The sequence below is a fragment of the Arenibacter flavimaris genome, assembly GCF_030291335.1.
Classification (GTDB): Bacteria; Bacteroidota; Bacteroidia; order Flavobacteriales; family Flavobacteriaceae; genus Arenibacter.
Map to the genome: position 1 here is coordinate 126,904 of NZ_JASWIM010000008.1, position 14,443 is coordinate 141,346.

Here is a 14,443-nt window from a genome sequence, read left to right on the forward strand (position 1 = left end):
ATTAACTATTCTCCACAATCCCAATTTCCTCCTCGCTCAACCCATACAACTCATAAACCATCTGGTCTATATCCTTTTCTGTCGTGGCTATTTGATTTTGTAGCTCTTGTGCTCTTTTCTTATTTTCTTCAAAGAGGTCCATCCACTCAAACTCATCCTTTTTAGACAATTCTGGAACAAGCTCGAGATTTTCCTTAGCTCTTTCTTTATTTGTTGCTTTAATAGCTTTATTGAGTTCTTTGATGAAATCTCCGAAAGGTAGTTCGTGCCAGTTTTCGAGTTTACGAGATAAATTAATTATTCTAAAAGTTTGTTTTAAATATTTTAAAAATTTAATTCTCAATATCTCATTTTCATCAGATATTATTAAAAGTTTTTTGATTAAATTATTGTCAAGGTTCTTATCCGATATTGGAAAATCTAAAATATTGTTGACATTTAGTTTTGGAAAAGCTTTTCTGCCCAAGTTAACATTGTTTTTTTTGAAATACTGGGCGCACAGATTACTTCCCAATATTGCTAATGCAGTCAAGGTTCTCTCTTCATACCCTTCTTTAGGTTTAATTATAAATACATCTGTATTGTTAATAAAAGTTTCTTCAGTAAATGTTACATCTATGGTTGATCTAGATAATATTCTGTTCAATAAAATCCTTGGACCTTCAAATATTTCTAACTTTCTTGGTGCTGCTAAATTTTTACCATACAAAATGTAATTGTCAAATTGTTTTATGAAATATTTTTGAACATTGCTAGCACCGATTAAAGGGAAATGCATTTGAGTCTTTTTCACATCAGAATGATAAATACGTGCTTGCATCATCTCTCTTGTCATAGGAGGTGTTCCCTTCCCTTTTTCATAAGGTTTCATTCCTTGATATCCTTCAAAAAAATCTCCAAAGATATTAGTGCTTTTCAGTTCTAGATTGACATTGAAACTTATATTTACTTTATTCGAACTATTCTCAATTATTAATTGTTTAGAAAGCTCCCAGTCCTTATGAGAGAGTGCCAAAAGTCTTTCTTTAATTGAACTTAATGAACTACTAACACTATGCATGTGAGTGATTTTCGGATAAATAGGCACGTTAGTTCTTTGACCAGTAATAATTAGAGTATCTACCGTGGCATCCTCGAAAACCCGATAAAGATTAATTAATTCTGAGCAAAAATTGAGTTTAAATAAGAAGTTCCTCAATTTCTCGTCATACTTTGTGGATATCCAATAATTAGGTATAATAATGCTGTACAAGCCATTATTATTAATTATCGAAATTATTCTTTCACAAAATAATCCATAAAGATTTACTTGATACTCAGCAGTTTGGTAAATTTTATAAAAATAATCTTTAATTTTTCCATCTATAGCGTGAGATTGAACATAAGGCGGATTCCCTATAACTACATCAAATCCTCCATTTTCAAAAACATCAGGGAATTCGGTATCCCATTTAAAAGCTTTGTCACCAGCCACTTTTTTATCATCGATTAGACTGTTGCCACATTTGATATTCCTGCTTAAATCGTTCAGTTTTCTACGTGGTTGTGCAGTACGTAACCAAAGGGAAAGTTTGGCGATTTCCACACTTTCTTCGTTCAAGTCTACACCATAAATGTTATTTTCAAGAATGGTATTTTCAATATCCGGAAACTGCAAACCACCACCTAAAATTTTGGTTTTTAGTTCATCAATATATGTATGCTCCTTAATTAAAAAATCAAGAGCTTGGTTTAAAAACGCTCCAGAACCACAGGCAGGGTCACAAATTGTCAATTGTAATAACCATTCTCGATATTCATCAAGTATATTGACAAGTTTTGCAATGGTGGTTTTATTACGGTTTTTCCGTCCTTTGAAATATTCATCTTCGTGGAAGTCTAACTCATTTTTCTTTTCTTCACAAAGTTTACCTACCGTATTTTCTACAATATACTTGGTTATATATTTGGGAGTATAGAAAACACCATCTTTTTTACGCTTGCTGGTCTTTTTGTCAAAATGATCACCCTCTATTTCAGCGTTAATACTTTCAATTTCGTTTAGTGAATTTTCAAAAATGTGTCCTAGTATATTGACATCTACCTGACTTTCAAAATCATAATTAGATAATTTGGTTGTGTATTTGTACAAAAGTTCATTATCGATTTCCAATGCATCAAGAATGGTATCCGGTTTAAACAGACCTCCGTTGTAGGCGTAGATTTCCGCCCGTTTTTCTGTTCCTCTCCGGCCTATGTCCAGAAAATTGAAATACTGCTTAAAAAGATTGTATAACGGACGTTCATCGCCGAAATCCCAATCATCTTTCCACTTATTTAATATTTGAAGCGTAGAATTAGAAGGTAATAACATTCTATCTTCTGCAAAAAATACAAACAGGAAACGGTCTATAAGTTTTTGGGACTTTTTGAACAAGGTTAATTTTACATTCTTCTCTAGACGTGTAACATCTTCTTGATTTTCTATACCTTCAATTGCCCCTAACTTGATTTTTACACTTTTAGCATTCCTTTTAACTAAATCACGGTATAGTTCACGCTTGAAAATTGAGTAATCCTTATAAAAAGATTTGGTGATTTCCTCTTCTTTAAGAACAGATGCCTCCTTTATCTTAAGTGAAGTATTTTTAAGAATGCTATCAATATGTAAACATAAATACAGTAGTTTAAATCTGTCATTTGAAAGTGTGAACAAATCAAACTCTTCAAACTCCGTGGCATCGTTGATATAAAATCGTAGCTTTTCAAAATTTGATGTGATTACATAGACACATCCCTTTTGATTTGCTTTATAATCGAACGCTTGTCTTCGGATGCTCTCTAGGTCCTTTGTATTGGTCCCTTTTAACTCAATAACTCCTATAGCATTTCCATCTTTCAAAATTGCACCGTCTGCCTTACGTGAATTCTTTTCGTTTTTAAACTCTGTAGTCAGGTTTGAGTTAGGGTTAGGAAATAACGTATATCCTAATATATTGACGAATAATTCATTCAGAAATGTAGCTTGATATTGTTCTTCTTTTGCACTTTTGATATTTTCTTGTATCGTAGTGTTCCAGAAGTATTTTTGATACTTTTTGTATGCTTTATCGACTGTTGCTTGATTAAGTAAAGCTAGATGTGATTTAAGTACGGATGATTGGAATAATGCCATTAACTATTGTAGAGTAATATTGAACCTCTAAAATAGTAAAACTTAATGAGCATTAATACTTTAAACTAATAATGCTATTAGTATTTTATTTACAAAATTCAATTTTATTTACTACACTGTTTCAAACCATTATCCATTTTTCCAAATGTCCCTATTTTTAGCATTCCTTGGGTTATGGATTTGATGTGAATCTTTAAAAAATGAGGTTGTATAATATGAATAAATTGCACTTTTACTGCACATTTCCTAAACCGATACTAAACACTTAAGAGGCTTCTAAAACGGCCATTAATCTATGGTTGAGATATAATTTTTCCTTTCCTACTTTTTCAGATATTAAAAACCCAGCTTCTTCCAATGCTATTAGATAATTACCAACAGTTTTGGGTGTTCCTAATTTGGCATCGATTAAAAATTGTCTTTTAGTATATGGCAATCTAAATAATATTTCCACAAGCTCTTTAGTATATACTTTGGGCAAGGTTTCTTTAATTTCTGTGGTCATTATTTGCATTAAATCGGTTACGTCCTTTAAACGCTGTAATCCCTTTTTAGCAGTATATTCTACCATATCGAGCATATATATTATCCACGATTCCCATGCATTATTTTCGGTAACCTCACGTAATTTGTTATAATAGTCCGCCTTATTTTTTATAATATACTCACTTAAGTAAATAGCAGGTGTATCCAACAATTTTTCAAGTTTTAGGTAGAGTAACAATAAAATACGTCCTGTTCTTCCATTACCATCATTAAAGGGGTGAATGGCTTCAAATTGATAATGCATTAATGCCATTTTTATTAATGGGTCCATAGCATCTTCACCATTAATAAAGGTTTCTAGATTTGCCAATTTCTCTCTTATCACATTTTCACCTATAGGTGGCGTGTAGATAGTTTCACCTTTTGGATTTTTTAAAGCAGTTCCTGGTGTTATTCTAATGCCAGCAGTATTCTTTTTAATACTTTGAACAATTTCAATGCACAAATTTGTACTTATAAAAGGGCGTTTTTCTATATCGCGCAGTCCATTCCAAAGGGCTTCTTTATAGCTTATCACTTCTTTTGTTGCAGGATTATCAAACTTTTTATCCGCCACCATAGATTTATACAGATCATCATTGGTGGTAATAATGTTCTCTATTTCGGAACTCGCTTTTGCTTCTTGTAGATGTATGGTGTCCAAAAACAGCGTTGGGTTTGGTAAACTGGTGAGCATACCATTTAGTTGTGCCAATGCCCTACTGGCATCAATGGTCTTACGCAACACCTTTGTAGTTTCCAAGGTTGCTTTCGGTGGCAATAAGGGTAGGTTATTGTATGGCGTATTTCTATTAAATGCTGTCATTTTGAACAAGAGTAATTATTACTTACGTTGAATTAACGAGGGTAAATATAACGAAAATTTACCTTTGTTATCGATATAAGGGTAAAACTTACTCTTGTTCATAATTTAGATTAACCTGTTCCCTCTTGCATAATTGCCATTGCTATGTTTTCATATCCTCAATAATCAATTAATCAGGAGAGGTAAATTCCATTTCGCTTGGAATAATCCGTAAGCTCGTCTTTAAACCCATTAAATACTTCTTCCTCCTTATAATGGCTACCTCCCAAAAGAGAACTGAAGGCAAAGGCACTCCTACGGAAAATAGTTGCCTGTTGTGAATTCAACTTTTGTTTGGATACTTGAAGTAACCATTCCCGCAACCCCTTTTCTAAATGGTATTCCATAACGTCCTTATCCAAATTTGGACGTAATTTATCGTAGATCATCATAAAAGCAGCTTTACCGTATAATTCTTTTTCTATCAAATAAGAAAGCCATAAATTTTTGAGCTGTCCCCTACCCTCGTCCATTATATAGGATATGGTTTTGGGTTGCTCGTTCAACACTTGATCCAAATTCTTGATCGATTTAAGATATGCCTGGGTTTTTAATGCTAACGGAATACTGACCCCATGTTTTGAATAAATAGAGCTGATGCAAATATCATCCTCTATTTGCTTAAAATTAAATCCCTTGGCGTTGAACAGTTTTATATAATCGCTTGCGGATTTTTCGTATGGCAAATGGAGCCGTTCCGTTTTATGGAGATATGCCTTTAAGCTATGTTCTTCAAACCGCTTTCCATAATCCAGAGTCATTGAACTGTATAATTGGGGCAGTAACATGGGAAGGAAAAAAGCGGTGGCGCTTAAATCAAGAGCCTTACACCCTTTTTCTTCCATTAACACTTCCAATACCTTTTCATTTTGATTGATACAACCAAAGGATATGTAGGCTTCATTCTCATTTGGAATATGATAATTGTCCAGGAACATCTTAACGGAATGGACATTGGAGTTGCTATAGGAAATTGAACCATTACTATATTTGAGGCCTAAACCCTGTAGCAAATGAAATAAGGTAGTTTGGCTCCCAGAAATATCGAATACATTGGCTTCCAATACCTTTTTTAAAATCGAAACCCTGTTTTCCAGTGTTTTTAGTTCTTTTTTCGATTCCTTTATACCCAACATCATTCGCATGCTCTCAAATTCCTTTTGTACCGAAATCAATAAGGTACTACCATTATTTTCGGGCATATAATGGTTTAGAAATGAATATTGTTCAGAACTAGCTAAAAAGGGCAGCAAATCCTTAAAGCTTTTTATTGTTACAAATTCCGATAACATCATATTACCTTTATTGGCATCCAAGTAGGATTTATAAAAGGCATTTTTTATTAGTTTTTGTATTTCAAGAACAAACTGGTTGCTATCCACATCTATGCTGGTTTCCCCATCCTCGGAATTGTTTATCTGTGGATGGTTTACGACATCTATTTCTGAACCTATTTCCGAAGTACTACATATAAATCCTGATTTATCATAGATGATAACGTCACTTAGTTGGCTTTTCTTTTCATAAAGCAATTCACAATCTAGATTCTGATAGGAATTTAGTACATCTGGAAGGTCTTCAAAGTGAATGCTCTCGAACAGTTTAAATGTGGTCATTATTTGCTTTTCCAAACGCTTTTTAACCATTGGCAATAGTTTGGATCGTTTGTTCCGCTCAAAGACCTTTTGCAATTTTGGACCGCTAAGTTGTGGATGTACAGTGGACCCGTTGATAAATCTTGATCTGTAACCGTCTTCAACTTCGATGCCAAAAGATACGCCATCCCTGCCATTGTGGTCTACCGTCCTTAAATGGATATGGTGCGGTCTCAATATTTCGGACAATTCTTTAAAGCCTCGCACCTTGTATTTCTGCAGCATGTTGTTTGTGATATCCTGTATATAGTACCTGACTCCGTTAATGTCCTCGTTCTTGAATTGCGCGATCCGATATATCGGTAGCTCCCTGTCCTGTCGTGTTTCAGGCGACGGGGAGAGCCCGAACTGTTTTTCAAGGTATTTCTGTATCGCTACGTTCCTCTTGAAATCATTGGAAAGGTTTATTTGCAGACCATTTTCCCTTATGGTGGTCGAGACTATATGGACATGTTCGTGCTTGGTATCATGGTGGCGTACCACCATATAAGGTTGATCTCCATAGCCCATATGTACCATGTACGCTTTGGACATTTCGAAAAAGTCGATGTCTTCCAAATGTTCGCCTCGGGGAAGATTGATAGTCGCATGTACATATCGTCTTTCAGAATCGTGCCGATTGCCGAGATAGTAAAGGACCCTACCGAAAAATGCTGTGTTGGTATCCGTATCCGAATAGGTGTTCTGGAAGCCGAGTATGGTGCTATCGGCCTTGCCCAATACATAATTCATTACCCCCTGCACATTATTCCGATATAGTATCCTTGCTATCATTTTAACTTCCGTTGTTGATCGTTTCTATAAGTTCGAGCATCAGTTCGTTGGCCTTTTCGATCTCCCGTTCCAGGTTCGCATTGGGGCTTCGCATATTCTTGTAGTTGGCCACCTTTACCAGTTGGTTGATGTTGGATCCTATTTTGTTCAATTGGTAATTGAGGTTCGAGATACTATCAGGAATCCGCTTCTCTTTTATCGTTTCCCTGTTAAGGATAAACTTTCTTAGGAAAGGCCCAACAGTTCCCCTTTTCCGAAAATCAAGATTATAGGACTGCAGGATAGTCTTTACTTTTTCAAGTTCCCGGCCATTGAACCTAAGCGTTATGGTATGCTCCCGCTTCCTGTCCCCCAAACGTTTTCTCCCGCCTTTGTTGATTGCCATTTTCTCCCTCTAAATTATCAGTTTTCACTTCGTCAGAAGTAGGCGTTTTAAGATGCTTAAAACATAACTTGCTATCCGTCTACACGGATAAATATAGTAGAATAAAATTGATTATAACAATCTAACAATCAGTTTTTTATGTCTCAAATACATATCAGGCCATATGGATATAAATGGGTACAGGCATAAGAATTATATGGTCTTATTTGATGCCTTGGAAATGTTGAGAAATAATGAAATACAACTATTTTTTGTGGGTCGGGTGAAAAAAGGTCAAGCGACTTTTTGGGCGCTTGTACTTTTGCGCGGTACCGAGGGTGTCGAGGAAAACAGGAACGGAAAGACTTCCAAAAAGGACCGGCGAAGCGTGTCCGCATTGGGAGGATTGTAGTGGAAGGGTTGCTCGACTTCCGGAGGGATTTGGAACTATACAGAAACCAACATTTTATTAAATCCCGTCCCTTCAAAAACTTAATAATGGAATAAACCATATTGAGGTGATGAAAGGAAAATCAAAACCTTATCTAGGTGTTTTAAATGGAAATAATATTCTCTATATGATTGGTAATAGGTACAAAGAATCCTCATCAAAAAACCAATGCATAAAACCATATGGAACCTCCCGCTGTACCTATCTGTTTTGATATGGTTTCATATGGACTTACAGTAAAATATATTATATAAAAACCTGATTATTAATTAATTATATACCTATATTTAAACTTAAATATAGGTGCATAGTCAAATATATTTATATGTACATATATCCCTATAAATATATATTCTTATTCCAAAATATGATTATAACTGATTAATAATATATGTATATATCAAAATTAATATCTATATCATGGAAACAAAAATTATAAGTATCGTAGGTGAAAAAGGTGGTATTGGAAAAACGACCTTAAACCTTATCCTTGCCTCTAATCTTCATTATGCGAAAGGAAAAAAAGTAGTGCTCCTTGATGGAGACAATCCACAGTATTCCATCTATAAAAAAAGACAACGTGAACTTAGTTTTTTGGATGCTTCGGAAATTAAGGAATTGGAACCTTACACTATAGAACGGGTAACAGTAGGATCTATCCAAGACACAATTATGAAATATTACGGTCTAATGGATTATATTATACTGGACCTCCCTGGGAGTCTCAACGTAGAAATGGTAAAGGGCCTTTTATATGTGGAACATATTTTCATCCCATTTAGCCACGACGAATTGGAGATAGACAGCACCTCTAATTTCTATTTTACCCTAAAAAACAACTTTCTGGATAATGAGGAGCGGGTACTCAAAAGTGTCAACTTATTTTTTAACAAATTTAAATTGGTACGGAAAAACAAGTTTTCACTGCTCCGCCAACAGTTCGAAAAAGCCGGCATCCCTATCATGAAAAGTGTGGTCAAGGACAGGACCATTTACAAGGAACAATATAGGAATACCCTCTACCCCATTCCCGAAAATAAGGAAGAAGGGGATATGGATATTAAAAAATTCTTCGAAGAATTAGAACAGTTATCAAATTTATAAACTAGATTTCAATGGGAAAACAGAAAAAAATCAACACACTTGATCTGCTCCAACAAATGGCAAATAAAAACCAGGATACATCAAGCGCGCTAGAGCAGCTTAAACTGGATCGTTTGGGCCTAAAACAACAAACGGCCTCCCAAAACGTTAGAAAGGAAGACGATATCAACAAGTTGGAGAAAAATGGGAAACCAGAGCAAGAGAGTCCCTCTGAAAACAATCCTAGTATAGGAAAAAAGCTGGATGTGTTATTGCAAACCGATAAATTGAAAAATAAAAAAGAAACTTTTTTTATGACCATCAACAACGATTGTGCGATGAAATATGAAAAACTGGCAATGGGTATCTCCTATAAAATGGGCGTTAAGACCTCAAGGAACGATTTGATTCGAAAGGTTTTACTTGATTTTACGAATAGAAATTATGAAAAATTAATTGCACTCATTGAGCAAAAATAAAACTGAAATTTGAGCAGTTACTGGTACATATTGTTCGGTCTTGCCCTTGTTTGGTACGGGTATATCTTGTGGGTGCTACTATCCAAAAAAACTATAAAAACGAAAAAACATTCAAAAAAATTAGATTATTTGCGTTTAAATGATAAATTTGTATATAAATCAGATAATGATAAGACCGATTTAAACGCTGTACTCGACCAGATAACCGAAGTGGAAGACACTTCTAAACTTTTGGAGGCTTTTAGAGAGGGTTCATTTGAAGATGATTCAAATTCCATAACTCGCAAAAAGCATGAAAAACTCAAAGTCATCCGCAACAAGGATACGGCCGATGAAATACCGCCGGAATCCGAAAATTGAAACATTTCTTCTATTTTTAATTCTTTTATCCATAACCATGTGCTCCTATGGTCAATTCGATCAACTGCTTCAGGAAGCACAGGATTTCAAGAACGATTCGAAAAACCTCTCCAGGGAAATTGTCGATATTATTAAGGTTATTGCTGGTGTGGCCATTGCCATAACCGGTTTGACCTATCTATATATTCGAGATCAGCAGACGGACCTGGCCAATAAATTGGGCAAGATTATTATTGGTATCGCCATTTTTTTTGCTCTGATCGCCATAGGTGAGGAAATAGCTAACATCTAAATTTCCCGTATTATGGAAAACTGCCACATTCCTATAAAGAAAGGGCTGCAAAAAGATGTCTATTATAAAGGTCTCAATGCAAAATACATTTTTTACTGTGTATACCTTGGTACGGCCGCCATTATAACCGGTCTTGTCCTATCCGCTTTTATTTCTATGTTGTTGGCCTTGCTAATAACTGGTATAGCAATTGTCGTCGTATTCATGATTTTGCTGTTTTACTCCAAAACCTATGGCGCCAATGGCTTTGTTAAAAAACTTGCCGATGCTTCCAAACCTGATTCCATCAAAATAGCCAATGACTATAAAAATCTATTGTTATGGGAAAACAGGTAGCTCTTTGGGATGCATTCCCTATATACGGATATGAACGGCAGGCATTAATATCAAAAGAAAGGGGATGTTTAACAATTCCATTACAGCTTATTCTTCCCGAAGTGTTCACATTGGACACCAAAGACTATGGAACCCTTCAAGAACTTTTCTTGAACATCATAAATATTTTAGGCCCAAATAGACTCTTGCATAGGCAAGATTTCTTCCTCCAGGAAAACTATACACCCCTATCAGAAAGACTGCAGGGCGATATGATGGAAAGGGCAAACGAAAAGCATTTTCAAGGTCGCCCCTATTTAGTCGGAACGCACTATTTATATATCAGTGTTGTTCCAGAAAACTATATCAAATACAGTTCCAAACGGGCGAACTCCTTTTTAGAGAAAAACCGTGATTTCTATTTGACCCAAACCGTTCCCGATGAATTCATCAATAGTAGTTTGCTAGCAGATTTTGAAGCTCAGGTACAGAACGTGAACAATCTGATCAATTCCTCTGGACTCATAGCATCGCATATTCTTGAATACAACGACTTATTTTCCGAAAATGGACTTTACGCCAAATATTTTGGTCTTAAGGAAAATAACACAAATCTGGTGGATGTAGATTTTGACAACAACACCATACATGTGGGAAATAAACAAGGACAATTTTTTACCCTTGAAAACTTGGACCAGTTTAATAAGGACCATATCGGTACCTACGAATTTTATGGAAAGTTCACTACCCGACAAAATCGGTTTCCTATAGGCAATCTTTTTTCTTTAGGTTTCAAAGTTCCTCATGAGCACGTTATTAACTAATATATCTATATTCCGAACCAAGAAAAAGTCCTCACAGGCTTAAGAAAAAAAGCTAAAAGATTTCTGCGATTCGGTAATGGCAAAAAAGATGACAGCAATGCCATCTATGCGGACCAGATTTATGATTATACCAAAGAAATTTTGGAAAATCATAAGGAATCTGTTTTTTACCATCTCAATGTTTTTGGTTTTGAAGAAGTAGGGAATCAGCCCAAGCAAATGGAAAACTCCATTACAGGCGCTTTCAAAAAACTAAAGATAAATGCCAAACACAACACCATAGACCGAAAGAACCTTTTCTTTGCAGGAATAGCTGGTAACGCGATCGGGATATCTTCCGATATGTACTTGCCCATGCCCAGCGATATGGCCACGGCCCTACTCTATCTTGAAGGCGGTTATAAAGATGCAACCAGGGCTGTTGATGGATTGCGATTGGTTGACCGTGTTACTGGCCAACCGCTTTCAGTATCTGTGTACAGGGAACCAGAAAAAAAAGATTGGATCTTCAATCGGGGCATGTTGGTCGCCTCAGGGTCGGGTGGTGGCAAGTCTTATTTAGCCAATCATTATTTTGCTTCCGAATTAAGACAGGGCGCTGAGGCCATAATTATGGAAGATGGCAACTCATACGATAGACTTACTGAAGTATTTGGCGGTGTAACGTTGCAGCACGATGATGAAAAGGCGTTTACATTCAACCCCTTTTTATTGGACAAATATGATTCTCTTGAAGGCGACGTCAAGGGCAAAACTTTAGCTCAAGGAAAGCTAGTTTACCTTGTAACCCTTCTAAAATTGATTATTGGTCAGGATGGGAATATAGGCGGATCAGAAATAACAAATACCGTTTTGGAATTTTTGATTACCGACTATTACGAATGGATGTGGAAAAATGGAGACAAAAATTATAAGTTCGATACCTTTTTTGAATACTGCAAAATCCACATTGCAACCTATATTAAAACTAAAAAAGTCCCAAAGGAAAAGTTCGATTCTGATGTGTTCATGTTCCTTTTGGAAAAATACTATGCCAATGGCACTAGGGGAAACTTACTGAACAAATTGGACGATCGGATTTCCAGCCTAAGTGATGAAAAGATTATTTATTTCAAATTGGGCAAATTGATCGATAACGAACTGCTATTTCCTATTACCGCCTTGATGATTATGGAAATATTCAACAAGAAGATGCACGACCCTACAAAATTATCCATTAATAAAATACTGGCCGTCGACGAAGCCTGGAAGGCTCTAGTAAGACCGGAACTTGTACACTACTTTAACAGCCAGTCCAGAATGGCCAGAAAGTTGGGCGGCCAGCCAATCTTCATTTCCCAAAAAGTTGATGATTTTATGTCCTCTGAAATCATCAAAAATGCCATAGTGGTCAATTCGCATATAAAAGTGTTTTCGGATATGCGCGACTTTGCCCGATCCTTTGATAAAATACAGTCCCTAATGGGATTGGGTGAAAAACAGAAACAACTCATTCTTTCTCTCAACAAAGACCTACCAAAAGACAGGAAATTCCGTGAGGTTGCATTTTGTTGGATGGACAAGGTAAAGGTGTATGGCGTGGAAACGTCTTTGGAAGAAAAGTGTATTTATGAAACCAACCCCACCGAAAATGCTAAGATCAAACAACTATACAATAAAAATCATAAAAATTGGGAGTTGACGGCTAAGGCATATGCCTTTGACAATACTCCATAAAACCAAAAAAAAATGAAACTAACTCCAGTAATTCTGAGCCTATTGCTGCACCTGGCGCTTTTTTCCCAGATTCCAGTAACAGATGTTGCCACAAACGCTAGCGTTGGAATGGTCAACAGCCAGCTCATGAATATCAACATAGAGCTAAAAGCTGTCAATAAAAACTTGTCCCAGTTGATTAATCTAATGGAGAAAAACAATAATGAAACCTCCAAATCCAGAGAAATTCTGAAAGAAGAATTGGAAGCTAAGAAACAGGCACCCAAATATGTGACCGGATCGACAGATGTGAGCTTGGCCATAGAACTAAAAACAAAGATTCTCGAAGCATATAGAACTTCCAAACAGACCGTCCAAGAATTGGAATATTTGGAGCGAAAGGAAATCGATGAATTTATTGGTTATGCCACCAATGCTCTTTTGGAGACTAAAAATCTATTTCAACAATGCAATGAAATTATAAATACCAAAGCCATCATTTTGCCTGAAGAACGGTTAAAGAAGGTCGATGCCATTAACCTTAAACTGGAAACCATTTTGGACAACCTAATTGTTTACAATCATAAACTATCACAAATCAATTCCCTCCGAGAATCTCGCCGTACACTGATCAATATGAATAAAAACTAATCATGGTATGAACATCACTGACAAAGGAATACGGGAATCGGTCAATGAACTTTTTGATCAATATATTTTAGATGCTTACGAAGTTGTAGACCCGATGATAGAAATCGGTCAGGTTTTCGCATGTATAGGTATCTCGGTTTATGCCATTCTAGTGTTTCTCAATAAGGATAAGCGAGCTGATATTTTCGAACATCTCAAATGGGTGCCATTGGCCTTTGTCCTTTTTAATTATCGGGCCCTGACAAGGACCATTCTTGAATTCTACCAAGGAATTGGAATGTCCCTAAAGGCTAATGATATTTCATGGGACGTCCTCCATATTAAAATTTTGGTGGCCCAGACAACAGCTATGGTAGATTTTGGTGTTTCCTGGGTACTTCTACAAGGAGATCCGGAGGCTATACAAGTACTTGTTCTCGGGGCTTTCACTTCCGGTGTTACTGCCATTGCATCCGTTATTTCTGCAATTGTATTTGTGGGAATAAAAGCGATGTCCGTAGTGTATTTGTTCGTGTTGATAATATTTGGGCCATTGAATCTAGGGTTGTCCTTCATACCAGTATTTTCAGGTATGTGGAAGGCATGGCTACAAAAATTCATGAGTGTCTGCCTCTGGATACCCATGCTTCACCTTATTGATAACTTTATGCTGCACGTATTGGATAAGCTGATAGACTCATTACTGTCCGAAGGAGATGCAAATTTAGGTTTAGTGCTCACCTGCGGTTTGTTGATGTTAATGAACGTTTTCGTTTATCTAAAGGCCCCTATATTATCCAACTTCATCGTGCAGGGAATGAACGTCAGTGCCAGCCATTTGAAGGATCAGACTAAACACTATGTGAAAAAAGTAGCACAAACGACAGTTGATGCCAACACGGGAGGAGCTACAAAGGGAGTAAGAACCCTAATACAATAAGCAGTTTAACGATAAAAATCGACTTTAAACGATATCA

General features: G+C 36.1%; 14 protein-coding genes. 10 read left to right on the forward strand and 4 right to left on the reverse strand.

The window, feature by feature from the left end; all coding sequences use genetic code 11:
• Nucleotide 1: 1 nt before the first annotated feature.
• From QSE00_RS09120 to mobC, 4 genes are all read right to left on the reverse strand, one after another.
• The gene (locus QSE00_RS09120; RefSeq protein ID WP_286105693.1) at nt 2-3,154 is read right to left on the reverse strand and encodes an Eco57I restriction-modification methylase domain-containing protein; all 3,153 of its coding nucleotides are present in this window, start codon (nt 3,152-3,154) and stop codon (nt 2-4) included.
• 265 nt (nt 3,155-3,419) lie between these two features.
• Nucleotides 3,420-4,505, reverse strand: coding sequence for a Fic family protein (locus QSE00_RS09125; protein WP_286105694.1), 1,086 nt, complete (start codon nt 4,503-4,505; stop codon nt 3,420-3,422).
• A gap of 173 nt (nt 4,506-4,678) precedes the next feature.
• Entirely contained in the window at nt 4,679-6,973 is a 2,295-nt protein-coding gene (locus QSE00_RS09130) for a relaxase/mobilization nuclease domain-containing protein (RefSeq protein WP_286105695.1), read from the reverse strand.
• Nucleotide 6,974: 1 nt separating this feature from the next.
• The gene (mobC, locus tag QSE00_RS09135) at nt 6,975-7,358 is read right to left on the reverse strand and encodes a plasmid mobilization relaxosome protein MobC (RefSeq protein ID WP_286105696.1); all 384 of its coding nucleotides are present in this window, start codon (nt 7,356-7,358) and stop codon (nt 6,975-6,977) included.
• A gap of 163 nt (nt 7,359-7,521) precedes the next feature.
• Between mobC and QSE00_RS09140 the strand changes: the two genes are divergently transcribed.
• The 10 genes from QSE00_RS09140 to QSE00_RS09185 all read left to right on the forward strand — a co-directional run bounded on the left by QSE00_RS09140 (nt 7,522) and on the right by QSE00_RS09185 (nt 14,406).
• Nucleotides 7,522-7,749, forward strand: a complete 228-nt coding sequence (locus tag QSE00_RS09140; RefSeq protein ID WP_286105697.1) for a hypothetical protein — start codon at nt 7,522-7,524, stop codon at nt 7,747-7,749.
• Between the two features lie 459 nt (nt 7,750-8,208).
• Nucleotides 8,209-8,892 (forward strand): ParA family protein, encoded by a 684-nt coding sequence (locus QSE00_RS09145; RefSeq protein WP_286105698.1) that lies wholly within the window; start codon nt 8,209-8,211, stop codon nt 8,890-8,892.
• Between the two features lie 11 nt (nt 8,893-8,903).
• Nucleotides 8,904-9,350, forward strand: a complete 447-nt coding sequence (locus tag QSE00_RS09150; protein ID WP_286105699.1) for a hypothetical protein — start codon at nt 8,904-8,906, stop codon at nt 9,348-9,350.
• A gap of 129 nt (nt 9,351-9,479) precedes the next feature.
• Nucleotides 9,480-9,710, forward strand: coding sequence for a hypothetical protein (locus QSE00_RS09155; RefSeq protein WP_286105700.1), 231 nt, complete (start codon nt 9,480-9,482; stop codon nt 9,708-9,710).
• On the forward strand, nt 9,682-10,002 hold the full coding sequence (locus tag QSE00_RS09160) for a TrbC/VirB2 family protein (RefSeq protein ID WP_286105701.1): 321 nt from the start codon (nt 9,682-9,684) through the stop codon (nt 10,000-10,002). The genes QSE00_RS09155 and QSE00_RS09160 overlap by 29 nt, the downstream gene beginning before the upstream one ends.
• A gap of 12 nt (nt 10,003-10,014) precedes the next feature.
• The gene (locus QSE00_RS09165) at nt 10,015-10,338 is read left to right on the forward strand and encodes a DUF4133 domain-containing protein (protein WP_286105702.1); all 324 of its coding nucleotides are present in this window, start codon (nt 10,015-10,017) and stop codon (nt 10,336-10,338) included.
• Entirely contained in the window at nt 10,323-11,141 is an 819-nt protein-coding gene (locus QSE00_RS09170) for a hypothetical protein (RefSeq protein WP_286105703.1), read from the forward strand. The genes QSE00_RS09165 and QSE00_RS09170 overlap by 16 nt, the downstream gene beginning before the upstream one ends.
• Nucleotides 11,142-11,150: 9 nt before the next feature.
• Nucleotides 11,151-12,857 carry a TraG family conjugative transposon ATPase gene (locus QSE00_RS09175; protein ID WP_286105728.1) on the forward strand — a complete coding sequence of 569 codons (1,707 nt, stop codon included), beginning with the start codon at nt 11,151-11,153 and terminating at the stop codon, nt 12,855-12,857.
• A gap of 12 nt (nt 12,858-12,869) precedes the next feature.
• On the forward strand, nt 12,870-13,487 hold the full coding sequence (locus tag QSE00_RS09180; protein WP_286105704.1) for a hypothetical protein: 618 nt from the start codon (nt 12,870-12,872) through the stop codon (nt 13,485-13,487).
• Nucleotides 13,488-13,494: 7 nt separating this feature from the next.
• Entirely contained in the window at nt 13,495-14,406 is a 912-nt protein-coding gene (locus tag QSE00_RS09185) for a TrbL/VirB6 family protein (protein WP_286105705.1), read from the forward strand.
• The last annotated feature ends 37 nt before the right edge of the window (nt 14,407-14,443 follow it).